24 protein-coding genes and 1 pseudogene are annotated in these 24,952 nt (G+C 70.5%); 8 read left to right on the top strand and 17 right to left on the bottom strand.

Annotation, left to right across the window (positions count from 1 at the left end; genetic code table 11):
• Positions 1-18: 18 nt before the first annotated feature.
• The 11 genes from I004_RS0110280 to I004_RS0110230 all read right to left on the bottom strand — a co-directional run bounded on the left by I004_RS0110280 (position 19) and on the right by I004_RS0110230 (position 8,032).
• Positions 19-342 carry a DUF2469 domain-containing protein gene (locus I004_RS0110280; RefSeq protein ID WP_028435414.1) on the bottom strand — a complete coding sequence of 108 codons (324 nt, stop codon included), beginning with the start codon at positions 340-342 and terminating at the stop codon, positions 19-21.
• A 39-nt stretch (positions 343-381) separates the two neighbouring features.
• Positions 382-1,110: a signal peptidase I gene (gene lepB, locus I004_RS0110275; protein WP_028435413.1), complete on the bottom strand. Its 729-nt coding sequence runs from the start codon at positions 1,108-1,110 to the stop codon at positions 382-384.
• 78 nt (positions 1,111-1,188) lie between these two features.
• Complete coding sequence (gene lepB, locus I004_RS0110270; protein WP_028435412.1) at positions 1,189-2,208, bottom strand: signal peptidase I; 1,020 nt, start codon at positions 2,206-2,208, stop codon at positions 1,189-1,191.
• Positions 2,123-3,130 carry a signal peptidase I gene (gene lepB, locus I004_RS33260; RefSeq protein WP_078511002.1) on the bottom strand — a complete coding sequence of 336 codons (1,008 nt, stop codon included), beginning with the start codon at positions 3,128-3,130 and terminating at the stop codon, positions 2,123-2,125. The genes lepB (I004_RS0110270) and lepB (I004_RS33260) overlap by 86 nt, the downstream gene beginning before the upstream one ends.
• A 523-nt stretch (positions 3,131-3,653) precedes the next feature.
• Positions 3,654-4,373, bottom strand: a complete 720-nt coding sequence (gene lepB, locus I004_RS0110260) for a signal peptidase I (RefSeq protein ID WP_028435411.1) — start codon at positions 4,371-4,373, stop codon at positions 3,654-3,656.
• Positions 4,374-4,417: 44 nt separating this feature from the next.
• On the bottom strand, positions 4,418-4,768 hold the full coding sequence (gene rplS, locus I004_RS0110255; RefSeq protein ID WP_028435410.1) for a 50S ribosomal protein L19: 351 nt from the start codon (positions 4,766-4,768) through the stop codon (positions 4,418-4,420).
• 131 nt (positions 4,769-4,899) lie between these two features.
• Entirely contained in the window at positions 4,900-5,709 is an 810-nt protein-coding gene (trmD, locus tag I004_RS0110250) for a tRNA (guanosine(37)-N1)-methyltransferase TrmD (RefSeq protein ID WP_028435409.1), read from the bottom strand.
• Positions 5,706-6,263: a ribosome maturation factor RimM gene (gene rimM, locus I004_RS33250; protein ID WP_037975644.1), complete on the bottom strand. Its 558-nt coding sequence runs from the start codon at positions 6,261-6,263 to the stop codon at positions 5,706-5,708. Before rimM ends, trmD begins: the two co-directional genes overlap by 4 nt.
• A gap of 142 nt (positions 6,264-6,405) precedes the next feature.
• Entirely contained in the window at positions 6,406-6,645 is a 240-nt protein-coding gene (locus I004_RS0110240) for an RNA-binding protein (RefSeq protein WP_028435408.1), read from the bottom strand.
• A 2-nt stretch (positions 6,646-6,647) separates the two neighbouring features.
• Positions 6,648-7,091 (bottom strand): 30S ribosomal protein S16, encoded by a 444-nt coding sequence (gene rpsP / locus I004_RS0110235; RefSeq protein WP_028435407.1) that lies wholly within the window; start codon positions 7,089-7,091, stop codon positions 6,648-6,650.
• Between the two features lie 248 nt (positions 7,092-7,339).
• Entirely contained in the window at positions 7,340-8,032 is a 693-nt protein-coding gene (locus I004_RS0110230; protein WP_486579887.1) for a hypothetical protein, read from the bottom strand.
• Positions 8,033-8,296: 264 nt separating this feature from the next.
• On the opposite strand from I004_RS0110230, the gene yhfZ reads away from it, so the two are divergent.
• The 8 genes from yhfZ to I004_RS0110190 all read left to right on the top strand — a co-directional run bounded on the left by yhfZ (position 8,297) and on the right by I004_RS0110190 (position 16,363).
• Complete coding sequence (gene yhfZ / locus I004_RS0110225) at positions 8,297-9,238, top strand: GntR family transcriptional regulator YhfZ (RefSeq protein WP_486579886.1); 942 nt, start codon at positions 8,297-8,299, stop codon at positions 9,236-9,238.
• Positions 9,239-9,420: 182 nt separating this feature from the next.
• Positions 9,421-9,858 (top strand): PRD domain-containing protein, encoded by a 438-nt coding sequence (locus I004_RS33245; protein ID WP_051344923.1) that lies wholly within the window; start codon positions 9,421-9,423, stop codon positions 9,856-9,858.
• Positions 9,855-10,214 carry a DUF2620 domain-containing protein gene (locus I004_RS0110215; protein ID WP_028435404.1) on the top strand — a complete coding sequence of 120 codons (360 nt, stop codon included), beginning with the start codon at positions 9,855-9,857 and terminating at the stop codon, positions 10,212-10,214. Before I004_RS33245 ends, I004_RS0110215 begins: the two co-directional genes overlap by 4 nt.
• Positions 10,215-10,238: 24 nt before the next feature.
• Positions 10,239-11,639: a YhfT family protein gene (locus I004_RS0110210; RefSeq protein ID WP_486579885.1), complete on the top strand. Its 1,401-nt coding sequence runs from the start codon at positions 10,239-10,241 to the stop codon at positions 11,637-11,639.
• 47 nt (positions 11,640-11,686) lie between these two features.
• On the top strand, positions 11,687-12,649 hold the full coding sequence (locus tag I004_RS0110205; protein ID WP_028435402.1) for a phosphotriesterase family protein: 963 nt from the start codon (positions 11,687-11,689) through the stop codon (positions 12,647-12,649).
• Position 12,650: 1 nt separating this feature from the next.
• Positions 12,651-13,778, top strand: coding sequence for an aminotransferase class V-fold PLP-dependent enzyme (locus tag I004_RS0110200; protein ID WP_028435401.1), 1,128 nt, complete (start codon positions 12,651-12,653; stop codon positions 13,776-13,778).
• A 144-nt stretch (positions 13,779-13,922) separates the two neighbouring features.
• Entirely contained in the window at positions 13,923-15,089 is a 1,167-nt protein-coding gene (locus I004_RS0110195; RefSeq protein ID WP_028435400.1) for an alanine racemase, read from the top strand.
• Positions 15,086-16,363, top strand: coding sequence for a phosphopentomutase (locus I004_RS0110190; protein WP_486579884.1), 1,278 nt, complete (start codon positions 15,086-15,088; stop codon positions 16,361-16,363). Before I004_RS0110195 ends, I004_RS0110190 begins: the two co-directional genes overlap by 4 nt.
• Positions 16,364-16,463: 100 nt before the next feature.
• Here the strand turns inward: I004_RS0110190 and I004_RS0110185 are convergent, their stop codons facing one another.
• From I004_RS0110185 to I004_RS0110160, 6 genes and pseudogenes are all read right to left on the bottom strand, one after another.
• Entirely contained in the window at positions 16,464-17,786 is a 1,323-nt protein-coding gene (locus I004_RS0110185; protein ID WP_028435398.1) for an HAD family hydrolase, read from the bottom strand.
• Positions 17,787-18,128: 342 nt separating this feature from the next.
• Positions 18,129-18,647 (bottom strand): annotated as a pseudogene (locus I004_RS33240) (GNAT family N-acetyltransferase); the annotation flags it as partial.
• A 20-nt stretch (positions 18,648-18,667) separates the two neighbouring features.
• Positions 18,668-20,221, bottom strand: coding sequence for a signal recognition particle protein (gene ffh / locus I004_RS0110175; protein WP_028435397.1), 1,554 nt, complete (start codon positions 20,219-20,221; stop codon positions 18,668-18,670).
• A 134-nt stretch (positions 20,222-20,355) separates the two neighbouring features.
• On the bottom strand, positions 20,356-23,043 hold the full coding sequence (locus I004_RS0110170) for a [protein-PII] uridylyltransferase (protein ID WP_028435396.1): 2,688 nt from the start codon (positions 23,041-23,043) through the stop codon (positions 20,356-20,358).
• An 11-nt stretch (positions 23,044-23,054) separates the two neighbouring features.
• On the bottom strand, positions 23,055-23,393 hold the full coding sequence (locus tag I004_RS0110165; RefSeq protein ID WP_028435395.1) for a P-II family nitrogen regulator: 339 nt from the start codon (positions 23,391-23,393) through the stop codon (positions 23,055-23,057).
• Positions 23,390-24,706 (bottom strand): ammonium transporter, encoded by a 1,317-nt coding sequence (locus I004_RS0110160; protein ID WP_028435394.1) that lies wholly within the window; start codon positions 24,704-24,706, stop codon positions 23,390-23,392. Before I004_RS0110160 ends, I004_RS0110165 begins: the two co-directional genes overlap by 4 nt.
• Positions 24,707-24,952 lie beyond the last annotated feature (246 nt).

Below are 24,952 nucleotides of genomic sequence, written 5' to 3'. Positions count from 1 at the left end.
GGTCAGAGCGGCGAGCGGTCAGCCCTTGAAGCCGGAGTTCTCGGGCAGATCGAGCTCGCTCTTGTTCAGCTCCTCGATGTTCACGTCCTTGAAGGTCAGGACCCGCACCTGCTTGACGAACCGGGCGGGACGGTACATGTCCCACACCCACGCATCGGCCATGGAGACCTCGAAGAAGACCTCACCCTGCACGGAGTGCACTTGCATCTCGTAGTCGTTGGTGAGGTAGAACCGCCGGTCGGTCTCGATCACGTACTTGAAAAGACCGACGACGTCCCTGTACTCCCGGTAGAGCTTCAGCTCCATCTCGGTCTCGTACTTCTCGAGGTCCTCGGCGCTCATGGCATGTTCCCCTTCAGCCGTGCGTGCCCCCATTGTGCGTCAGTCGCGAGTGCCCCGTCCGGCCCGCCGCGCGATCGGGCCGTACGCCGCGCCGCCCAGGATCAGGGCCGCACCGGCGACAACGGCGACGATCAGCGGCTCCAGCGGACCCGGGTCGGACGTCCCGCCCGGCAGGGCCGAGAAGCCTCCGGGCCGCGTGAGCATCCCCAGACCGCTGACGGGCCATGCGACGGCATCCACCCGCGCCTTCACGGCGGAGCGCGGCACCGCGCCGTGGTCGCCGTCCTCGAGGTGGACCCGGGAATCGACCGAATCCATACGGTGATCACCGAGCAGGAACAGCTTGCCCCCTGGCACCTTCGTCGCCTTGAACGGGGGCTGGGAGTCGGGACCCGTGCTCTTCAGATACGGCTCCTGAAGAGTCTTCCCGTTGACCGAGAGCCGGCCCTGCCTGTCGCAGCACGCGACCTTGTCACCGCCGGTACCCACGACCCGCTTGACCATCGGGACGGAGCCCCACACGGAGTCCTGGAAGACGATGACGTCGCCGCGGCGGACCTCCTCACCGTCTATCCGTTCCGCGAGCACGCGGTCGCCGGCCTTGACCGTGGGATCCATGGACTCCGTCGGCACGGTGTACGGCTGGTACAGGAGGGCGCCCAGGACGAAGGCGCCCAGAAAGAGCACGCAGCCGACCGCCACGGCGAGGCCCGAGAGCGTCTGCCCGGCGCGGCCGCGACTTGTTCCGGTACGTCCAGCCTTGCTCATCGCGCACTCCCGGTCAGCTCGCCGCTTCGGTCTGGGCGCACCTTACCCGGGGTAGAGAGCGCTGAGTACGGGGGGAGGTCAGCCGTTGACGGAAGGCTCGGCCGCCGCACGCGCCGCACGCCTCCTGCGTCGCCACAGGACGAGCGGTACCGCGCCGGCGAGGCCCGCGGCCGCCGGCACTCCGTCCGCGACCTTCGACGCGAGACCCTTCTGATCGAAGGTGTCGGGCACCGGCAACGGGGACCAGCGCGTGACCGGCCAGGCCACCACGATGGCGCGTCCGACGACCCGGTCCGTGGGGATCATGCCGTTGTCCACCGAGCGGTGGAAACGCGAGTCGAGGGAGTCCTGACGGTGGTCGCCCATCACCCACATCTTCCCCACGGGCACCTCGACGGGGCCGAAGGGCTTGTCGTCGCACGGGGTGTTGCCGGGGAAGAGATACGGCTCTTCGAGCCCCTTGCCGTTGATCTTGACGGGGCCGCCGCGCTTGCACTCGACCCTGTCGCCGCCGACGGCGATGACGCGCTTGATGAGGTCCTGCTCGTCCGCGGAAGGCATGAGGCCGATGGCGCTGAGCACAGTCTGGATAGCGCCGCCCACTCCGCTCGGCTGAGGCACCGGTGCCTCGTTCAGCCAGCCGCCCGGGTCGTGGAAGACGACGACCTCTCCCCGTTCCGGTTCCGATCCGAACCAGGGCGTGAGCTTGTCGACCAGCACCCTGTCCCCGACCTGCAACGTGTTCTGCATCGAGTTGGACGGGATGGAGAACGCCTGGACGAGGAACGTCTTGATCAGCAGGGCAAGGATCAGCGCGATGCCGACGAGGATCGGCAACTCCTTGAAGAATGACCGCTGCTGCCTGCCGTGCGCGCCCGACGTGTGATCACTTGTGGTGCCGTCTTCCGCACCCGTGCTCACGCTGATGTCACTGCCTCTCTCTGCGGTCGGCGGCGCATCCCGCGCCGCGCTGCCTGCTTCGGGTCCGGAAGCGGACACGGTAGTGGATGCCTCAGGGCTCCTGGTCTCCGTGCCGCTCTCGCCCTCGCCCTCGTTCTCTCCGGATCCGGAACGAGCGCCGACCGCCAAGTCCCCCACAATCACTCCTCACAATCCACTGCCGCCTGTTCCACATCCGGGACAGGCCCACCACTCCCATAACGAGCGGGAGTTCCGCAGGGATCGGATATTGCGTCAGTCGGTTGTCACCGCCTCCGATCGGCGGAGCCGCGGCTGATCCCCCCGCAGAGCCGGGAACCGCGCTGAAGGTGTCCGAGGCCTCCAACTTGCCCCAGTGGTCGAACGGCCAGGCGATGACGACTGCCCGCCCCTGCACCCGCCCCTCGGGAACGGTGCCGCCCTGCTCGCGCAGATGGAAGCGGGAGTCGGCGGAGTTGGCGCGGTGGTCCCCCATGACGAACACGCGGCCGACCGGCACCCTCACGTCGAACTTGATCTCCGAAGGCTTGTTGCCCGGATTGATGTACGGCTCTTCGATCGGCTTGCCGTTCACGGTGACTTTGCCTTGCGCGTTGCAGCACTTGACCTCGTCGCCGCCGACGGCGATGACACGTTTGATCAGGTCCTGCTCGTCGTCGGACGGAAGCAGGCCGATGAATGTCAAGAAGTCCTTGCCCTGCTTGATGCCGACCGGATCGTCCGAGCGCTTCTTCTCGCTCGCCGGGAGCCAGCCGCCCGGGTCCTCGAAGACGACGACGTCACCGCGCTCGGCCTTCGTGCCGAACCACGGCGTCAGCTTGTCGACCAGGACGCGGTCGCCGATGCGGATCGTCTGCTCCATGGAGCCGGAGGGAATCACGAACGCCTGGACCAGGAACGTCTTGAGGACCAGGGCGATGAGCAGGGCGACACCGACGAGGATCGGTATCTCCTTCGTGACGGACAGGCGTCTGCGCCGCTTGACGCGCTGCGCCGCGCGCCGCCGTTCCGCCCGCCCGCCGCTCGGGCCGGGCGGGATGCCGAGTCTCTCGTCCCTGCTCTCGCGGCCGGGCAGATCCATCAGCCGCGCCGAGTAGGCGCTGAGCCGCATGGTCTCGCCCGAACTCACCGAGGGGGGCGGGAGCGGGCCGTTGGGCCCGGGGAACTTCGCGGCCGGCTGCATCGGGCCCGGTGCTGTGCCGGCGGGGACGCCGTAGCGGTTGCCGCCGCCGTTGGAACGGGCCTGCGGGCTCCCGAAGTATTCGAACGGCTCGGTGTAGTCGTAGTTGCCGGAGTAGTAATCCGAGCCGTCGCCACCGCCGTTGCGGCCGTTGAAGCCCGAGTTCTGCGCTCCCCCGTAGCCGTTGGCGGCGTTCTGTGCGCCGTTCCCGTTCGCACCGCCGTAGCCGTTGCCCGCGCTCTGACCGCCGTAGCCGTTGGCATCACCGTAGCCATTGCCGGCGTTCTGTGCGCCGTAGCCGTTGGAACCGCCGTAGCCGTTCCGGCCGTTGGCGCCGTTGCGGCCCGGTCCCGCGTTCGGGTCGTCGTCGTAGTCGCTCGGCACCCCGTAGTCGTAGGGCCCGTTGCGGGCGGGGCCCACCCGGTCACTCATGGGCACCTCCCCCTCTGCCGTGGACCGCTCCCCAGCGTTCCATCGGCCATGCCATGCGGTCGGCCCGCCCGATCACCCGCTCCACGGGAACGGTGCCACCACCCGCGTCACCGAGGTGGTCCCGCGAGTCGCTGGAGTCGGAGCGGTGATCCCCCATCACCCACAACCGCCCTTGCGGCACTTCGATATCGAACGGCACGGCTGACGGGTCGTCACCGTCATGCAGGTAGCCCTCGTCCAGCGGAACACCGTTCACCTCGATCCTTCCGCGCTCATCGCAGCACCGGACCCGATCCCCGCCGACGCCGATCACACGCTTGACGTAGTCCGTCTCGGGCGGCCTCACAAGACCGACCGCAGCACCGGCCTCTCGCAACAGACCGGCCACCGGATTCCCGTCCGTCTCCTCCTCGTCCATGAACGAACCCCTGCCGTCAAAGACCACAACGTCTCCACGGCCCGGAGAGTTGCCCATCCGATAGGCAAGCTTGTCCACCAGTATCCGGTCACCGACCTCCAGCGTGGGGGTCATTGATGCAGAAGGGATCAAAAAAGGCTGCACCACGAAAGCGCTGACCAGCAAGAGCGCGCTGAGCAGGGACGCAGCAACTGCGCACAAGCGAGCGGAGCGTGACCAGCCCCTCCGCACGTGCCCGTCAGGGCCGGAGGAGCGGTCCCGCTCCGCGTCGTCCTGCTGCGTCTCGGTGTCCATCGGGCCGAAAGCCTAGTCGCCCCGCCGGACCTCGGACAGCTCGATCAGTTCTCGCGCTTCTCCTTGATCTTGGCGGCCTTGCCGCGGAGCTCGCGCAAGTAGTAGAGCTTGGCGCGCCGCACGTCACCGCGGGTTACGACCTCGATCTTCTCGACGATCGGGGTGTGCACCGGGAAGGTGCGCTCGACCCCGACGCCGAAGCTGACCTTGCGGACGGTGAAGGTCTCGCGCACACCGCCACCCTGGCGGCGGATGACGACGCCCTTGAACTGCTGAACACGCGAGCGGTTGCCCTCGATGACGCGCACGTGCACGTTGACCGTGTCGCCGGGGCGGAAGGCCGGCAGGTTGTCGCGCAGCGAGGCCGCGTCGAGGTTTTCGAGAAGCTGAGACATGACCGTCTGCTTTCCTCGCTGATGCCACAGGTCATCAGCGGAATGATCGTGATGCTGACTGGAGAGCGCCGCTCCCGTGCGGGCGTCGGTCCCCCTGTGGCAGGGTCGCGCGCCGGATACGGAGCAGCCGCCTATTCTTCCACGTGCTGCCCGGTCGGCCAAAATCGGCCGTCCGGGCCCTCGCGCCAGCCCAGACGCTCCAGCTCCGCGCGGTCGTGCTTGTCGAGCGAGTCCGGGTCGCAGCGGGCGATGAGATCGGGCCGGTTCGCGGCCGTGCGGGCCAGCGCCTGGTCCCTGCGCCAGCGGGCGATCCGGCCGTGGTGGCCGCTGAGCAGCACGTCCGGGATGCCACGGTCCCGCCACTCCGGGGGCTTCGTGTAGACGGGGCCCTCCAGCAGTTGTGCCATCGGCCCGGCCGCGAAGGAGTCGTCCTGGTGGGACTCGGCGTTGCCGAGCACACCCGGCAGCAGGCGGGCGACGGCCTCCACCATGACCAGGACGGGCGCCTCGCCGCCGGCCAGGACGTAGTCGCCGACCGAGACCTCGCGCACGTCCAGCCGTGAGGCGTACTCGTCGATGACGCGGCGGTCGATGCCCTCGTAGCGGGCGGGTGTGAAGAGGAGCCACGGGGCTGCGGACAACTCCACTGCCAGCTTCTGGTCGAAGCGGCGGCCGCTGGGAGTGGGCACGACGAGCACGGGTGGCGGCTCGGCCGCGCCGATGATCTCGTCGAGCGCCTCGCCCCAGGGCTCCGGCTTCATGACCATGCCGGGGCCGCCGCCGTACGGGGTGTCGTCGACGGTGTGGTGTCTGTCGTGCGTCCAGCCGCGCAGGTCGTGCACGTGGACGTCGAGCAGGCCACGGGCACGGGCCTTGCCGACGAGCGAGACGTTCAGCGGCTCCAGGTACTCCGGGAAGATGGTGACGACGTCGATCCTCACCGCCCGCCGTCCTCCCCCTCGCGCTGCTCCTTCTCGGGTGAGCCAGGCTCCTCCAGGAGCCCCGGGGGCGGCTCGATGACGACCCGCTGCGCCTCGAGGTCCACCTCGGGGACGATCTCGGCGACGAACGGGATCAGCGCCTCGCTGTCGTCCTCCCGCTTGACCACGAGAAGGTCCTGGCCGGGCGGGTGCGCGACCTCCTCGATCCGGCCCACGGAGACACCGTCGCGAGTGACCACCTCGAGGTCGATGAGCTGGTGGTCGTAGAACTCGTCCGGGTCGTCGGGCTGTTCGTCGGGATCGACCTCGGCGATGAGCAGCGTGTTGCGCAGCGCCTCCGCTGCACTGCGGTCCTGGACACCTTCGAAGCGCAGCAGCAGCCGGCCGCTGTGCACACGGCCTCGCTCGATGGTCAGCGGCTGCGGACGGGGCGGGTCGGTGGCGAGCACGGCGCCCGGAGCGAGCCTCGACTCCGGTTCGTCCGTGCGCACTTCGACGGTGACCTCGCCCTTGATGCCGTGGGCGCGGCCGATGCGTGCGACGACTAGCTGCACTGTGTCTCTCCGTGCTCGACCTGACTCGACCTGCTCGTGCTGCGTCCGCGGCGGACCGCGGGAGCGGTGCCCGGACGCGAACACGGGCCGGGGCCGGCCATTGCCGTCCCCGGCCCGTGCCGGTGCTGTCTTGTGCGGGTGCTCAGCGCACCTGGTCCACATCGACGAGGTCGACGCGGACACCACGGCCGCCGAGGGCGCTCACGACCGTACGCAGAGCACGCGCGGTGCGGCCACTGCGGCCGATCACCTTGCCGAGGTCGTCGGGGTGCACCCGGACCTCGAGCACGCGCCCACGGCGCAAGGTGCGGGATTCGACCTGCACCTCGTCCGGATTGTCGACGATGCCCTTCACCAAGTGCTCGAGGGCCTCCTCGAGCATGATCAGGCCCCGGTCGACTCAGTGGAGGACTCGGCCTTGTCGGCCTCGTCTGTCTTCTTGTCGGCCTTCTTGGCCTTCTTGGTGATCGCTTCACCCTTGGGCTCGTCCGCCGACTCCTTGGCCGCAGCTTCGAAGAGGGCCTTCTTGTCGGCCTTCGGCTCGGCGACCTTCATCGGCTCGGGGGCGGGCAGACCCTTGAACTTCTGCCAGTCACCGGTGACCTTGAGGATTGCCGCGACGGGCTCGGTCGGCTGTGCGCCGACACCCAGCCAGTACTGGACGCGCTCCGAGTCGACCTCGATGCGCGAAGGGTTCTGCACCGGGTGGTACAGGCCGATCTCCTCAATGGCACGGCCGTCACGGCGCGTGCGGGAGTCGGCGACGATGATGCGGTAGTGCGGCGAGCGGATCTTGCCCAGTCGCTTCAGCTTGATCTTGACTGCCACTGCTGTGGTGTCTCCTGGTCTTGACGTGGGTGGACACAACGGGTGACCACGTGGGGTTGCGGTACCCGGAGGTCCGATGGACGCGTCAGCCGTAGGAGAGAGGGGTCCTTTGCGACTGTCGAGTACAGCGCACCATGATGCCACACGCGACGCGCCCGGCCGAACCCGCATCCGGGCCCGCTCATGGGGCACAACTGCCGGGGCGGTACGGCGAACCCGCCCCGGCAGTCAGTGTTCTTCTTCGGGCCTCAGCCGACCGCGGCCACGGCTTCGACCCTGTCCTCCCCGGAGTCCGAGGAAGCGGGGCGCTCCACCGGGGTGTCCGGGATGCTGAACGGCTTTCCGCACGCTCCGCACATGATCGGCGCCTGCGCCAGCACCGACGGGACCACGCGCACGTTCCGCCCGCAGTCGCAGACGGCCTTGACGCGCACACCGCCGCCGCTGGAGCCGTGACGGGCCGCGGGGCCGCGGAAGCTCCCGCCGCCGTCCGTCCCGGTCGCGGCGTTGTACGCCTTCAGCGCGCGCTGAAGACGCTCGATGGTGGGCCGGTAGCGCCGCCTGGTGTCGGGAGAGGGCACCACGAGCGAGAAGCCGCTGCTCGCATGGGGCTCCTCGGGGTGCGACAGACCCAACTCCTCGGCGACGGCGAGGAATCTGCGGTTGTGATAGCGGCCCGCGCGCGAGGTGTCTCTGATACCCCGCGCGGCGGCGATTCCGTGGACGGCCTCGTGCAGAAGCCTCTCGAAGGAGAGCCCGTCGCCGCATGCCGACGAGGACTCTCCGATCAGCGATTCGGGCGCGGCCAGATCCGGCAGCTCGGGGTGGTGCCTCTGAATGTCCGCCCAGGCAGCTGCCAGCTCGGCGGCGAGAACTGGTGGTGTCGTGCTCACGTCGTACACAACGAGTCGGACCGCCTCAGTGTTCCGATTCCGGGACAACCTAAGTAATTTGCACGTACCGGTCAGTTGCGACGGTGTCGCTCCAGCCGGGCGAGCGCACAGAAGTACGGAGAACCCGCTCAGCCCGGCCATCCCGGACGTACCTCCGAAGAGGTCCGTCGGGAGCGATCGGTACACCTCGGTGACCATACCGACATTCCCCGGAGCGATGTGCACCGGGGCGGCCCCCGCGACCAGGGAGAGAGCAGGATCACGTGCCGGCACCCGTTGGCAATATCCAGGATTCTGGATATTATCCGCCGCATGATCAGTGGCGCCGACGAGCGCTTCCTCACCCGCAACGGCATGGCAGCACGTCAGCTGGCCGCACTGCTGCTGAATCACGAAGCGGACACACGTCTTCCACGTCTGCGCGACTTCGCCGGCGAATTGAAGGTGGGGAACGGGACGGTTCAGGCGGGGCTGCAGCTCCTGGAGGAGGCCGGGGCCGTCGAGACCAGGGCCCGCGGTCACCTCGGCACGTTCCTCGTGCACGCCGACCGGGCCATACTGTGGCGGCTCGCGGGCCTGGGCACACTCCTCGCGGCGATGCCACTGCCGTACTCGCACCGGTACGAGGGCCTGGCCACCGGGCTCAGGGCCGCATTCGAGCAGGCCGGAGCGCCGTTCGCCATCACCTTCATGCGAGGGGCCTCCACCCGGCTCGGCGCACTTCTGGAGGGCAAGGCCGATCTCGTCGTGCTCTCGCGCTTCGCCGCCGATCGGATCGCCGAGGACCATCCGGTCGAGCTGGTCGCCGACCTGGGACCGGGGACATACGTGGGATCCCACGGACTTCTGCTGCGGTGCGGCACTCCGCTGGAGACGAAGGGGCTGCGCGTCGCCGTCGACTCCTCCTCCGAGGATCTGCGGATGCTGGCGGCAAGAGCGTTCGCCCGGCGTGACGACATCGAGTGGGTGGAGTCCTCGTACATGCAGCTGCGGGGTCTCTTCGCGCAGGGCCGGGTCGACGCCACCGTGTGGAATCTCGACGAGGTGCGCGATCACCTGGGTCCGGACGTCGAAGTCCTGCCGCTGGACGAGGAGATCACCAGTGAGCTCGCGTCGCGGAACTCCAGCGCAGCACTGATCGGACGGACCGGGGAGTCGTCCGCACTCGACGCGGTTCGGCCCTCGCTGGACTTCGGGCTGGTGACCGACGTGCAGGGAGAGGTCCTGCGGGGCGAACGCGTGCCGTTGTACTGACAGTTGGCGCCCGCTTCCTCGCCTCCTGCCGTTCTCACCGCCCGTCGCCTCGCCTTCCGTACCGGCTGAGCGGCACAAATGGGCGGAAGAAAGAACGACGCCGGGTCTCCTCAAAAAGCAGAATCCTGATTATTGTCGTGGCCGCTGATCGTGCCGCGGAAGGATGGGTCATGCAGGAGAAGCTGGAGGAGAAACTCGCTCTCCGGATCCAGTTGTTCCGGGAGACAGGCCAAGTACGCGCGGAAGTGGCCGACTTCGTCGAAGGCGAGCTGAAGGGCCTGGCCCGCGCGGGACTCCCCGTCTCCGAGGAGACCTCCGGCATGCTCACAAGCCATCTGATGATGGCCCTGAACCGGCTGCTGAACGGAGAGTCCCTCGACGACCCCGCCGCCGGAGAACAGATGGCCGCCGAACTGGCCGACCGGCCCGACGCCGTACGCCTGGCACAGCAGATCGCCGCACGGGCCGAGCGCGACCTCGGCACCGCGGCCCTCCCCGAATCCGAGACGGGCTACCTGGCCATGCACCTGGCCGTCCTGGCGGCCCGCAGCCCTGCGGCGGCCGTGCACGAGAGCGCGCGGGACGCCGCGTCCGCAGAGCAGAACGGAGGCCGGCCATGACGAAGATCCTCACCGGAGGGGTCGGCAAGGTCCAAGTCGCCGACGCCCTGGGAGACCTGGGCATCGGCGACCTGGAGGTCGCCGTCTCCAACGACATGGATGCGGCGATGAAGCTGCGCGCCGGACAGGCCGACTACTACCTCGGCACCTGCCACACAGGTGCGGGAGCCTCCCTCGGGGTGCTGCTCGGCGTGCTGGGCAGCGGCACGTGCCACACCTTCGGACGCGGCATCCCCACCGACGCGGAGGTGACCGCACTGCTCGAGGACGGAAAGAAGGTCTTCGGCTTCGGCATGGACCAGATCTCCGACACCGCACCCGTCATCGCGCGGGCCATCGCCGCGCACACCCGCTGACCGCCGGACCCGAAGGAGCACCCCGTGAGCACCGTTCTGGCCGGCGCGCTGAGCGCAGGCGAACAAAGCCTCGACTTCTCGCTCGCGCAGAAGACGACCGTCATCCTCCTGTGCGCGCTGACCGCGCTCATATCCCACCTGGCGCTGGCCGTCTTCAACGACGGCGTACGTCCCTTCATGCTCGACTTCATCCAGGGCCGCAGCACCCGCAGTGCCACCACCGCGGTCTCCTTCGGTCTCTCCGCGGGCTTCATCTTCGGGCTCGGCGCCCCGATGGCGCTGTCCACCGGAGTGCTCAACCCGTGGCTGCTCTTCCTTCCGACCGACGTGCTCGGGCTCCTCGCGCCGAAGAAGTGGCTCGCTCCCCTGCTGGGCGGCGCCTGGGGCGCACTCGTCGTCTTCGGACTCAGCGGGGCCAACGACGTCGCGCACGATCTGCCGGTCGACTTCCTGACAGCCATGCAGCAGATGGCCACCCCGATCCTCTTCCTCTTCACGCTCTTCCCTGTGCTCGCGATCACCAGGCAGTTCGGCAAGCTCCGCGGCGGCATAGCCGGAGTGGTGGAACTCGCGCTCGTGATCCTCACGATGAAGCTGTGGCCCGATGTGTTCCCCGGAGCGGCAGCCATGGCCGTGGGCGTGGTCATGCTCATCGGGTTCGCGACCGCCAAGGACATGCGGCAGCGGCGGGTGGACCGGGAGGAGAAGGCGAAGGCGGAGGCCTCGGAGGGCAAGGACGCCTCGTCCGGTCCGGAACGGCCCGTCACCGAGGCCGAGTTGGAAGACCCGATGCTGTCGCTCTTCAGCGCGAGCGCCACCCGGCTGCGCAAGCATCTGCCGCTGTTCATGGTGCTGGGCGCGGGCGTGTGTCTGCTGGCGCAGATGCACGTGTTCGGCGGCGGCGAGGCCACGAGCTTCCTCATAGCCAAGGAGGACTACACGGGCGCCGCCCAGGTGGACTTCTACCGCGTCTTCGGCTTCATTCCACTGATCGCCACCACCGCGCTCGCCTCCGGCGCGTACGCGATCGCGGGCTTCACCTTCGTCTACCCCGTCGGCTATCTGCTGCCGAGCCCGTGGCTGGCGCTGCTCGCCGGTGCGGCCATCTTCGCCATCGAGGTGCTGGCCCTGTCGTGGATCGGCAAGATGCTGGGCCGGCTCCCGTCCGTACGCGACTCCTCCGAACACCTGCGGAACGCGATCAGCGAGAGCCTCTGGCTGGCGATCCTCTTCGGTTCGCTGCTGGCGGCCAACACCATGGGCGGTGGGCTCGGCGTCCTCATCGTGGGCGGCCTCTACCTGCTCAACGAGGCGATGGGACGGGTCGTGGTGCGCATGGCGGCCGCGCCGGCCGCTGTCCTCGTGGGCGGTGTGCTGCTCAATCTTCTGTACTGGCTGGACCTGTTCACCCCCGTCAAGAGCTGACGGGACCGGTCGTCCAGGCACCGGCCGGGAAGGCAGCACCGACCACCATGTACGAGCAGCGTCCTGCGCACCCGCTCCGCACCGTCTCCGGGCCGCTCGAAGCGGCGCGGGTGCGCGGGCCGGTCCTGGCGCACGAGCATCTGGCGCTGGACCTCTCGCGCGGCGGGGACTCCACGGCCGTGCTCGACGAGCGTCACCGCGGGGCCGTCACTGCCGAACTGGCCACGCTGCGCGAGGAGTTCGGCCTCGGCCTCGTCGTGGAGCTGACGTGCCGGGGCATGGGCCGGGACGCGGCGGCACTCGCGCGGATCGCGCGGGAGTCGGGCGTCGCCGTCGTGGCGGGCACGGGCTGGTACTACGAACGCTTCCACCCTGCCGGGGCCGCGGGAGCCGGAGTCGACGAGCTCACCGAGGCACTGGTCCGCGAGATCGACGGCGGGATCGGCGGCACGGGCGTGCGCCCCGGCGTCATCGGCGAGGCGGGCAGCCACGGGGACGAACCCAGCGGGCAGGAGGTCCTGACGCTTACCGCTGCCGCGCGCGCCGCCAGGTCGACCGGGCTGTCCGTCGCGACGCACGCCCAGCTCGGACGCGGCGGCCCCGCACAACTGGACCTGCTGACCGGGGCGGGACTGGAGCCGCACCGTGTGAGCATCGGCCACCAGGACCTGCTGGACGACGCGGGAGTCCACCGCGGGCTGGCGGCGCAGGGTGCGTACGTCGCCTTCGACACCATCGGCAAGGAGAACTACGTCAGCGACGACGCCCGGTTGCGGCTGCTGCTGACACTCCTGGAGGCCGGGCACGCCGACCGGGTGCTGCTCAGCTGCGACATCTCGCGGTACGGCTATCTCACGAGCGAGGGCGGCATCGGATACGGCCACCTCTTCCGCTCGTTCCTTCCACGCCTGCGCGCGGCGGGAGCCGACGATGCCTTGATCGATCTGCTGACCCGGCGGAATCCGCTGCGCTTCCTCACGGGCAGCACGAGCGACGACGAGGAGCTGTGAGATGAGCCCGCCACGACTTCCGCGGACGTTCCCGCTTCCCACCGTGCCGCTGGAGGAGGCCGTACAGGCGCAGTTCCGTCTGCTGGAGTGCACAGCACGGCACTTCGAGGGCACGCAGCTCTTCGAGGCGGACGCCGGTGTGGTGCCCGGACCGGGCAGGCCGCGCACGACCGCCCGCGTGGAGGCGGTACTGGCGGACTTCTTCGGAGCCGAAGCGGCAGCGCTCGTGCAGGGCGCGGGCACCGGCGCGATCCGCAGCGCCCTCGGCGCGGTCCTCACCGCGGGCGACCCGCTGCTCATCCACCGCGCCCCCGTCTACCGCACCACCGCGGTCACGCTGCGCGGGCTGGGCGTCCGCACCCACGAGGCCGACTTCAACGACCGGACGGCACTCGAATCCGCCCTGGCGAGCGGCGAGTTCCGTTACGCCTACGTCCAGCACTCCCGGCAAAGCCTCGGAGACTCCTACGACCCGCGAGAGGTGCTCGGGCTGTGCCGGGCGGCAGGAGTCCGCACCGTGGTCGACGACAACTACACGGTCTTCCGGGTGCCGGTGAGCGGAGCCGGGATGGGCGCGGAGGCCTCGTGCTTCTCGCTGTTCAAGCTGCACGGCCCCGAGGGCGTGGGCGCCGTCGTCGGCTCGCGGGAGCTCGTCGGGCGGGTGCACGACGACAACTACTCGGGCGGGGGCCAGGTCCAGGGCCACCAGGCGCTCGACGCGCTGCGGGCGCTGACGCACGTACCGGTGATGTGGGCCCTGCAGTCGCGGACGGGCGCCGAGATCGCCGAGCGGCTCGAGGCGGGCGAGGTTCCCGGGGTGGCGGAGGTGCGGATCGCCAACGTGCAGGACCGTGCCCTGGTGGTGCGCCTGGACCGGCCGCTGGCCCGCGAACTGCCCGCGTACGCCGCACGGTACGGGGCCGCTCCGTACCCGGTCGGCGCCAACTCGCGCTACGAGGTGGCCCCGTTGTTCTACCGCATGTCCTCCTCGTCCCTGGACGACGAACCCGGGCTCGCCGACTGGACGGTGCGGATCAACCCGATGCGGGCGGGAGCCGATCTCGTCCTGGACATCCTCCGCCGTGCCCTGGAGGACCTGTACGCCGCACACGGGACAGGAGGGACGTGACGCAGAGCCGACACCGAACGTCCGCGACGCGGACCCGGGCCCCCTGTTCGGGCACACGCCCCGGCCCACGTCCCGCCGACCGTCTCCGTACCGACCACGCGCAGACCACGGTCACGACCGTCCAGCCGTCCCGAAGGGCCGATCTTGTTCCTCGACACCGTCCTCGCCCGCAATCCACAGCTCGCGGACACGGCTGCCTCGCTGCACCGGGACGGCGCGATACCGCCGGACACCTACGTCGTCGACCGCGACGCCGTCGAGGGGAACGCGGCGCTGCTCGCGGAGAGGGCCGAGGAGCTGAGCCTGTCCCTGTGGTTCGTCGTGAAGCAGCTGGGACGCAACCCGGAGCTGATAGCCGCGGTGGCCCGCCATCTTCCGAGGTCCGCGGCCATCGACGCACCGGAGGCTCGCGCCCTGCACGCCGCCGGAGCCCTCGCGGGCAACATCGGGCACCTGGTGCAGATCCCGCGGCGCACGCTGGCCGGGATGCTCGCGTGGCGCCCGGAGGCCGTCACCGTCTTCGATGCCGACAACGCGCGGGCCGTGTCCGACGAAGCACAGCGGCAGGGATACGTGCAGGACGTCCTGCTGCGGCTGGCGGGAGCACCCGGCTCGGTCTATCCGGGCCAGGAGGGTGGTGTGCAGTCCGACGGCGTCGACGCCTTCGCTGACGAGGCGGAAGCGATGCCGGGCATACGGATCGCGGGCGTCACCGGCTTCCCGTGCCTGCTGTGCGATCCGTCGACCGGCACACCGCAGCCAACGGAGACGTTCACGCTGCTGCGCGAGGCCCGCGCACGCCTGGAGAACCGCGGTCACCAGGGCCTCAAGCTCAGTGCGCCGGGCGCCACTTCGGCCGCCGCACTGCCGCTGCTCGCCCGGTTCGGCGCCACGCACGGCGAACCTGGCCACGCCCTGACCGGTACGACACCGCTGCACGCGCTCGACCCCGGCCAGCCGGAACGCCCCGGCTACGTCTATGTCACCGAGGTCTCCCACACTCTCGGCGACGGCCGGCCCGCCCTACTGGGAGGCGGCTTCTACCCCCGCGCGGGGATCAGGGACGCGTTGCTGCCGAGAACCGGTCTGCGGCTGCCCGTGCAGGACATGCCGGCGGAGAACATCGACTACTACCGGCTCCTGGACGCTCCCCCGCCGGGCGCAGTGCCGGTACGGGCGGGCGACACGGCGGTCCTCGCCTTCCGCACCCAGATGTTCGTCACGCGCAGCAGCATCGCCGTCGTCGCGGGCCTGTCCTCGGGCGAACCGCAGCTGACCGGCCTGTACGACCCGCTGGGACGGGCCCTGTGAGCGCCGCCGTGGCCGGTTCCGGATCCAGGGCGAGTGCGAGACGGACCGTCATCGTCGTCCTGGACGGCCTCGGCATCGGGGCCATGCCCGACGCGGGCGCGCTGCGGCCGGGCGACGTCGAAGCCGACACGCTCGGGCATCTCCTCGACCGGTACCGCGCCGACCACGGCCGGCACCTGCGGCTTCCCGCGCTGGGAGACCTCGGCCTCGGCCTGCTGCGACCGCACCCCGCGCTCGCGTCCCGGACGGCTCTGCCCGTCGTGGCCGGACGGGCCCGCCTCGGCTACCCGGGCGCGGACACCTACGCCGGTCACCAGACCATGATGGGCGCCGACTTCAGCCGGGTCGCCGTCGCGCGCCTCGCCCAGCACCTCGCGGAGGTGACCGCAGCGCTCGAACAGGCCGGGCACAAGGTCGAGTCGCTGGGCGGGGAGCCCGTGCTCGTCGTGGACGGGAACATGCTCGTGCACGACAACCTGGAGGCCGACCCGGGCATCAACTGGAACGTCTCGGCCCGCCTCGAGGACCAGCCCTTCGAGCGGATCCTTGCCGTCGCCCGCACGGTACGGGCCACGGCGCCGGTCGCCCGTGTCATCGCGGTGGGCGGCCGTTCCCGGAGCCCGCTGCCGGACTTCGTACGGCACGGCGACGGGGGCACCGTCGGTCTGGACACTCCCGCGAGCGGGTTCTACCGCAACGGCGGCCTGCGGGTGCAGCACCTCGGAGCACCGGTGGATCACGCCAGGCAGCTGCCTGAGCTGGCGGCACGTGCCGGGGCCGACGTCACCCTCGTCGGGAAGGCGGCGGACATCCTCGCCTGCGACAGCGCGGTGCGCCGCCCCGCCGTAGGTACGGAGGAGGTGCTGGCACACACGGTCTCCGCCGCACGCCACGCCGGAGAGGCGGACGGCACCCCGGCTCTTGTGGTGGCGAACGTGCAGGAGACCGACCTGGCCGGGCACCAGCAGGACGCCGCCCGCTTCGGTGCGGTGCTGGAGGAGGCGGACGCCGGACTGGGCGTACTGCTGCGGGAGTTGGACCGTCCGGGCGACCGGCTGATCGTCACCGCCGACCACGGCAACGACCCGGTGATCGGGCACGCCTTCCACACCCGCGAGTTCGTGCCGATGCTCGTCCACCGTCCGGGCGCCGGCGACGCTGATCCCGTTCTCTTCCCGGACGCGGCGTCGCTGGCGGACGTCGGCGCCACCGCAGCCCGCTTCCTCGGCATCGGTACGGACGGGCCGACCGGGGGCTCGCCGCTCCCCGTCTGACACGAGGCGGCCCACGCACGCGGCGGCCCGCGGGGCACCGGATCAGGTGCCCCGCGGGCCGGGGTGCGCCCGCGGCGGGCGTGCGCCCGCCTTCGCGCGATCAGCCGAAGACGCGGTCCTTCTGGTCGGGCACGACGCTGCCGTCGTACCGGCGTACCGGCGTGAGCTCACCGTTCTCGCTGTTGTACGCCGACGTGGAGCAAGCGTAGGGCTCCGGCTTCTGCGGAAGCGGCTCGATGAACATCGGGTTGGGCAGCCAGCGTCCGTCCTCGTTGTCGTACGCCCGGCACATCACCTCGTTCTTGTTCCGGTTGAGCACGAGATGCGCCCCGGTCGCGTCACGCACGAAGGTGACGTCGGTGTCCGCGTCGCCGCCGCCCACGGCGATGCGATGGTTGCGGTCCTGCTGCTTCCAGGCGGCGCGGCCCTTGACGCCGTAGATGTCCTGGTTGACCCAGCAGCGCTTGCCGTCGATGTACGGGATGGTCTCGCCCTGGCTCGCGGGGGCGTCGCCGCACCCTTCGTTCCGGGTGGTGATGCGGCCGTCGCGGAGGATGCTGCGGATGGCGATGGTGTGCTCGGCGTCGATGCCCACGCCCTTCGACCAGGCCTCGGCCGCGTACTCGACGCCCGCGGAGACGATGTAGACGTCGAAGCCGGCCCGCTGCAGCGTTCTGATGAGGTCCTTCTGCTGCTCGTAGTAGCGCACGTACGCGGGCATCGTGTGGGTGCCCACCTTCATCTCGCTGCCGATGGGCGCGGCCAGGCTCTTCTTGCGGCCCGCCTCGGCGTACTGCTTGACCTCGGCCGGCGTGTGCCCGGCGAACAGCTGTGCCACCCAGGCGTACTCGGGCACTGTACGGCGGTGGTTCCACTTGCCCCCGAAGGCCGGGCGGCCGTCCATGGTCTGCGCTTCCGTGCGGATTTCGAAGATCTCGTCGGTGCAGTCGTCATCGGTGGAGGTGGGCAGCGGGCGGCCCACGGGCACGGTCTTGCCGCATGCCTTCGTCAGGGCGCTCTCGGCGGTGGGCGTGAGCCACTTGCTGGTGTCGCCCCAGCGGCGGGGCTGGAGGATCTTGTCGTGGTGAAGCGCCCAGGCGAGCGTGACGTCCGTCGTGTCGTTCTTGGTGATCGTGTTGTCCCAGTCGAAGGCGGCGACCGGGCGGGGCTTGTTGCCGCCCTTGCTGTGGTGACCGCACCGGCCGCGCTCGTCGATCACGCGCTGAAGCGCGGCGCGGTTGTGCCCGTACCACTCGAGCTTCTTCGACAGCTGTGGGCAGTGGCCGAGTCCGGCGGCGGTACCGGCGGTGCCGACGCCGGCGGCACCCGGCGAACCGGTGGCAGCGGAGGCTGGTGCGGGAACCGAGGCCACGAGGGCGGCCGCGGCGAGGCTCAGTGCGGCCAGAACGGATCTGTTGCGCATAAGGCTCTCCGGTGTCCGAGGGGTGGCGAAATGCCGCCGGAGCCGCGCCGCGAAGGGCGCCGCCCCAGTGGCATGTACCGTACATCTTTCTTCTGGCGCGACATCACATGCGCGCCCGTGGACGCCCGTCGAAAGAGTCGGGTCAGCGGAACCCTCGGAGCCGGATGCGGGCCGCCGTCGCCCGCGTGCCTTGACCGTGCGCCCCGCCACCCGGTGAAGCGTGGGGTGCCGTCAGTGCTCGACGCTCATCCCCGCGCCGGGCTCCGGCTGCTGACCGGCCTGCTGCGACCGCGTGCCGTTCCCGCTGCGTCTCCGTTCGCGCAGCCCCAGGGCGCGTGCCTCCGGCCACTCCTCCGCCGTGACGGCGAAGCGCTCGTGGTCGCGCCAGGCGTCGTTGAGGAAGAGCAGCCGGGGCGAGAACCCCTCGTGCCGGAACCCGAGCCGACGCGCCATCGCGGTGGAGCGGTGGTTCTCCGGCTGAACGTTGATCTCCAGCCGGTGCAGTCCGAGCCCCTGCGGGGCGCTCTCGAAGCACTGGTCGACGATGAGCCGCATCCCCTCGGTCATGCGGCCCGTGCCCTCGTACGGCACGTAACTGTCGTAGCCGAGCGACCCGTTGCAGAAGCGGGCGCGGACGATGTTCGCGACGTTGACGCGGCCGACCAGACCGTGGTCCTCGCTGTCGAAGATCATGAAGCTGCGCAGCGCGGGGCCCTGACGCCGCAGGAGGTCGGGGAGACCTTCCGGCTCGACGGGGTTCCAGGGGCTGAGGTGGTCAGCCGAGCGGAGTACCGCCTCTCGGTAGGCGGTCTCGTCGCCGGGCTGCGGGGGCCGGATGTATACGCGCATGCACGACATCATCCGCCCCCGCGCCCGATGGTTCACTTCGGGGGCAGCATGTCCTTGAACTCCTGCGGAAGTTCGAAGTCCTCGGGGCCCTGCTCCGCTCCCGCGCCTCCGAACGCACTGCCCGCACCCGCCGCCTTGCGCTCGGCGGCGGCCTGCTCCTCCTGCTTGCGCTTCATCGGGTTGCCCGACTGGCGCTTGCCCTTGGCCTTCTTCTGCTGCTTGGCCTTCTTCTTTCCGGCGCCGCCCATGCCGGGCATCCCCGGCATACCGGGCATGCCGCCGCCCTGCGCCATGCGGGACATCATCTTGCGGGCCTCGAAGAACCGCTCCACCAGGTTCTTCACGGCGCTGACCTCGACGCCGGAGCCCCGCGCGATGCGGGCCCGGCGGGAGCCGTTGATGAGGGTGGGCTCGGCGCGCTCGCCCGGCGTCATCGACTTGATGATGGCGGCCGTGCGGTCGACCTCGCGCTCGTCGAGGTCGTTGATCTGCTCCTTCATCTGGCCCATGCCGGGCATCATGCCGAGCAGCTTCGAGATGGAGCCCATCTTGCGGACCTGCTCCATCTGCGCCAGGAAGTCGTCGAGCGTGAACTCCTTCGGCCCCTTCTGCAGCTTCGCGGCCATCTTCTCGGCCTCTTGCTGGCTGAAGGTCTGCTCGGCCTTCTCGATGAGCGTGAGCATGTCGCCCATGCCGAGGATGCGGGACGCCATGCGGTCCGGGTGGAACGCGTCGAAGTCGTCCAGCTTCTCGCCGTTGGAGGCGAACATGACCTGCTTGCCGGTCACCTGGGCGACGGAGAGGGCGGCGCCGCCTCGTGCGTCACCGTCGAGCTTCGAGAGCACCACACCGTCGAAGCCGACGCCGTCGCGGAAGGCCTCGGCCGTGGTGACCGCGTCCTGGCCGATCATCGCGTCGACGACGAAGAGGATCTCGTCGGGGCTGACCGCGTCGCGGATGTCGGCGGCCTGCCGCATCAGCTCCTCGTCGATACCGAGGCGTCCCGCGGTGTCGACGACGACGACGTCGTGCTGCTTCTCCCGCGCGTGGGCCACGGAGTCCTCGGCGACCTTCACCGGATCTCCGACGCCGTTGCCGGGCTCGGGCGCGAAGACCGCGACACCGGCCCGCTCGGCCACGACGGAAAGCTGGTTCACGGCGTTGGGACGCTGAAGGTCACACGCGACGAGCAGCGGCTCATGCCCCTGCTGCTTGAGCCACTGGCCCAGCTTTCCGGCCAGCGTCGTCTTACCGGAGCCCTGCAGGCCGGCGAGCATGATGACGGTCGGCGGGTTCTTCGCGTACCGCAGGCGGCGGGTCTCGCCACCGAGGATGCCGATGAGCTCCTCGTTGACGATCTTGATGACCTGTTGGGCGGGGTTCAGCGCCTGGGAGACCTCGCTCCCTACGGCACGCTCCTTGACCTGCTTGATGAAGGAACGCACGACGGGGAGCGCGACGTCCGCCTCCAGCAGGGCGATACGGATCTCACGCGCCGTGGCGTCGATGTCCGCCTCGGACAAGCGGCCCTTGCCCCGGAGGTTCTTGAAGGTCGCTGCGAGGCGATCGGAGAGAGTGTCGAACACGGCGTTCGCGGATCCTTCGCGTCTGGGTACTGGGTCAGGTCGGCAGTCGGCCTCCAAGGGTATCCGTCCACGAGGACTGCGGTCAGGTCCGGTCGGCGACCGTCTTCGGGTCCGGGATCGTGCGGCTGAAGAAGCTACGCCGCCTCGTCCGGCGCACGCCCCAGCTCGCGTTCGAGGTCGCGCGCCAGCGCGGCCGCCGCGGACGAGGCCAGAGGGTCGCCGTCGGAACCCGTCAGATAGAAGGCGTCGACGGCGTTGGCACCAAGGGTGCTGACGTGTGCGCTGCGCACCAGGACGCCCGCCCCCTCCAGGGCACGCCCGATGCGGTAGAGCAGGCCGGGGGCGTCCTGTGCCCGTACCTCCAGGACGGTCGCGAGCTCCGAACCGCCCGCCGCGACGGTGACCCGGGGCGGCGGAGCCTGTCCCGGGCGGCGCCTCCGGGGCCTGCGGTAGGCGGCCTCGCGCTCGGCGAGGCGGGCCGCGATGTCGAGTGAACCGTCGAGGGCGCGCGCCAGATCCGCGCGCAGCCGCAGCGCGGGAGGCAGCGAGCCGTACTCGGCGGCCACACGCCACGACAGCAGCAGCACGGCCGCGTCCCCGTCCGGCCCTGTCGGCCCACCCTGCGCTCCCCCGGTCACCTGTCCGGGAAGCCGCATCACCCGCAGGTCGGCCGCCCGTACGGTCATCCGGTGCAGCGCGAGGACGCCCGCGACGGCGGGCAGCACGCCCATCGCGTACACACCCGTGCCGCCCGGGGCTCCCGGGGCGGAGGCGGGGTAGGCGGGCGCCGGACGCGGGGCCGGGACGGTGACCAGCAGCTCGACGCCGACGGACCGTGCGCGGGAGGTGTCCGCATCGACCCCGTCGTCCGGGACAGTCTGATGTCCGTCGCCGATGTGTCCGGACGCGGCCTCTCCCCCGCCGCCCGTCGTGCTGAGTGCGAGGGCGGGGCCCTGCCTGCGCCACGATTCCATCGCGAGGCGTTCCGCCTCCGCCGAGGGCACGAACGGTTCCGTGTGCTCCTCGACCGCCTCCCCGGCGAGTACCCCGGCGACCCGGGTAACCAGGTCCGCGACGAGGGTGCCGCGCCACGCGGACCACGCCGCGGGGCCGGTGGCCAGCGCGTCGGCCTCCGTCAGCGCGTGCAGCAGCTCCAGCGTCCCGGCACCGCCCACGACATCCGCGACGGACCTGATCGTCGCCGGATCGTCCAGATCGCGCCGGGTGGCGGTCTCCACCAGCAGCAGATGGTGTCGTACGAGACGGGCGAGCACATCCGCGTCCGGTGCGTCGAAGCCCATGCGGCCAGCCATGTCGTAGGCGATCGTCTCGCCAACGACGGAGTGGTCGCCCGGCCAGCCCTTGCCGATGTCGTGCAGCAGCGCCGCGACCAGCAGCAGGTCCGGGCGCTGCACGCGACGCGTCAGCGCGGAGGCCCGCACCGCGGTCTCCACCAGATGACGGTCGACCGTGAAGCGGTGCACCGGATTGCGCTGCGGGCGGCAGCGCACCCGCTCCCAGTCGGGCAGCAGACGGCCGATGAGGCCCTCGGCGTCCAGCGCTTCCCACACGGGCACCGTCGCCTCGCCCGCGCCGAGCAGGGTGACGAACTCCTCGCGGGCCTCCGCGGGCCACGGCACCTGAAGATCCGGCGACGCCGCCATCCTCCGCACGGAGGGCAGCGCCAGCGGCAGCTCCGCCTGCGCCGCGGCGGCAGCGGCCCGCAGCAGCAGCACCGGGTCACGGTCCGGACGTGCGGTACGGGCGAGGGCCGCCTCACCCTCGTGCTCGACGACGCCTTCGGCGAGCGGTGTACGTTCCTGCGCGGCGCCGCGCCGCGCACCGCCAGAACCGCCGCCAGAACCGCCGCCCAGCAGCCCGCGCAGCCGGGAGGTGCGCCCGCCTCGGGATGTGAGCACGCGGCTCACCTCGCGCCAGGTCACGTCGGCGGCGTAGGCGATGGTGCGGGCCGACTCGTAGACCTGCCGGAGCAGCGCGTCGGCGTCCGCCAGACCGAGCGCCGAGGCGACCTGGTCCTGGTCCTGGAGAGCGAGCCGGTCCGTGGAGCGGCCGGTCGAGAGGTGGAGCACGTCGCGCACGTCCAGCAGCGCCTCGCGCGCCCCGGCCAGGCCGCCGCGCGGCGCGTCGGCCAGCCAGGACGCGGCCACCGCCCGCAGCGCGGTGGCGTCCCGGAGCCCGCCGTGCGCCTCCTTCAGGTCCGGCTCCAGCAGGAAGCGCAGTTCACCGTGCGTGCGGGTCCGTTCCTCGGTCAGCTCCCGCAGCTCCGGAAGCCGAGCGGGGGCCTGTGACCGCCACTGCGCGAGGAGCCCGGTGCGCATGTCAGCGGTGAGCGTCGCGTCACCCGCGACGTGCCGCGCGTCCAGCAGGCCGAGCTGGACCTTGAGGTCGTCCTTCGCCGTGGTGCGCGCCTCCGCGGGGGTTCGTACGGAGTGGTCCAGGGCGATGCCGAGGTCCCAGACCGGGTACCAGATGCGGTCCGCGATCCGCGCGATGCCGCCGGGCCCCGCGCTGCCGTCGTGGAGCAGCAGCAGGTCGAGGTCGCTGCGGGGAGACAGCTCGCCCCGCCCGTAGCCGCCGACGGCGACCAGGGCGACCCCGGGCCCGGCGTCCCCGAGCAGCCCCGCCAGCCAGTGGTCGGTCACGCGTGCCAGTTCGGCACGGCGGGGCGCCCCCGCCGCCGTGCCGTCCTCGCCGCGGAGGAGGCGCAGCCGGGCCGCCGCATAGCTGCCCTGCTCCGCCTCCGGCCCGGCTTCCCCGGCCGCCTCTTCCGCCGTTCCGGGAAGCCCGCTGTGTCCGCCCATGTGAACCGTCACTACAGGGCGTCGGGTCCGCGCTCGCCGGTGCGGACCCGCACGGCGGTCTCGACGGGGACCGTCCAGACCTTGCCGTCGCCGATCTTCCCGGTGCGGGCGGACTTGACCACGACCTCCAGCAGTTCCTCGGCGTCCCCGTCCTCGGCCAGCACCTCGATCCGTACCTTCGGCACGAGGTCGACGGTGTACTCCGCGCCCCGGTAGACCTCGGTGTGGCCGCGCTGGCGTCCGTAGCCGCTGGACTCGGTGACCGTCAGGCCCTGCACGCCGAAGGCGCGCAGCGCCTCCTTCACGTCCTCCAGCTGGTGCGGCTTGATGACCGCGGTGATGAGCTTCATGCGTCAACCTTCTTCTCGGAGATCCGGCCGGCCGTGTTCGCCTCGTCCTGCTGCTGCCCCGAGCCGGGCGCCGCGGCGGGACGTGCCGGCGACGCGGAGGCGCCGGAGGTGGAGCCGCCGACGGCGCTGAAGTCGTACGCGGTCTCGGCGTGGAAGGCGCGGTCCAGGCCGCTCGTCTCCTCTTCCTCGCTCGCGCGCATGCCCACGGTGACGTGGATCAGCTTGGCGATGATCCAGGAGACCACGAACGAGTAGCCCATCACCGAGAAGGCGCCTGTGGCCTGCTTGCCGAACTGGGCGAGGCCGGCGTCGCCGCCGGTGGCCAGGAAGCCGACCATGAGCGTGCCGATGACGCCGCCCACGAGGTGCACGCCCACGACGTCCAGCGAGTCGTCGAAGCCCAGCTTGAACTTGAGGCTGACGGCCCAGGAGCAGACGAGACCGGCGACCAGACCGATGGCCAGCGCTCCGACGGCGTTGACGTTCGCACCGGACGGCGTGATCGCGACGAGGCCCGCGATGGCACCCGAGGCGGCACCGAGGGTGGTGAACGCGCCGTGCCGGATGCGCTCGTAGACGAGCCAGCCCAGTACGGCCGCTCCCGTGGCGAGCTGCGTGTTCATGGCCATCAGAGCGGACGTGCCGTCGGCGGCGAGAGCCGAGCCCGCGTTGAAGCCGAACCAGCCGAACCACAGCAGAGCCGCTCCGAGCACCACCAGAGGCAGGCTGTGCGGACGCATCGGGTCCTTCTTGAAGCCCCTGCGCTTGCCGACGACCAGTACGGCCGCCAGCGCACCGATGCCGGCGTTGATGTGGACGGCCGTGCCGCCCGCGAAGTCGATGACCCCGAGGTCGAAGAGCCAGCCGCCCTCGGCCCACACCCAGTGGGCGACGGGGAAGTAGACGAGGGTCGCCCACAGCGCGATGAAGGCGGCCCATGCGCCGAACTTCACGCGGTCGGCGAGGGCCCCGCTCATCAGCGCCGGGGTGAGGATCGCGAACATCATCTGGAAGAGCGCGAAGGCGAAGACCGGGATGCCGCCCTTCTCGGTCAGCGATCCGTCGGTGATGCCCTTGAATCCGGCGAAGTCGAAGTTGCCGATGAAGCCACCGGTGTCGGGTCCGAAGGTCAGGGAGTACCCGTAGAGCACCCACAGGACGGTGATGATCCCCAGCGAGACGAAGGACATCATCAGCATGTTGAGCGCGCTCTTGACGCGGACCATGCCTCCGTAGAAGAAGGCGAGGCCGGGCGTCATCAGCATGACGAGAAACGCGCTGATCAGTACGAATGCGGTATCGGCGCCGTTCAATGGACGTCTCCTCGAAGTACCGGCCCGCGCGGAACGGACGGGAGGGGCGGGAAGGCCGGGGGGTGTTACAGCCACGTTCGCCGCGTTCCGTTTCCGCTGATGCCGCCGGTTGTTTCGCCGTGGTGACGATGCGCGCCGCGGTGTTACGTGCCGATGAACTGCCCACGGGCCGTACGACGAGGTGCTCGGCGCTCCGAAGAGGCAAAACCGGCCGCGACGCACCCTGTACGACATGGCGTCGGGGGG

The sequence above is a fragment of the Streptomyces sp. TAA486 genome (genome assembly GCF_000426165.1).
Note: the sequence above shows the minus strand (reverse complement) of the source record. Positions and strands in the feature narration are given on the sequence as shown.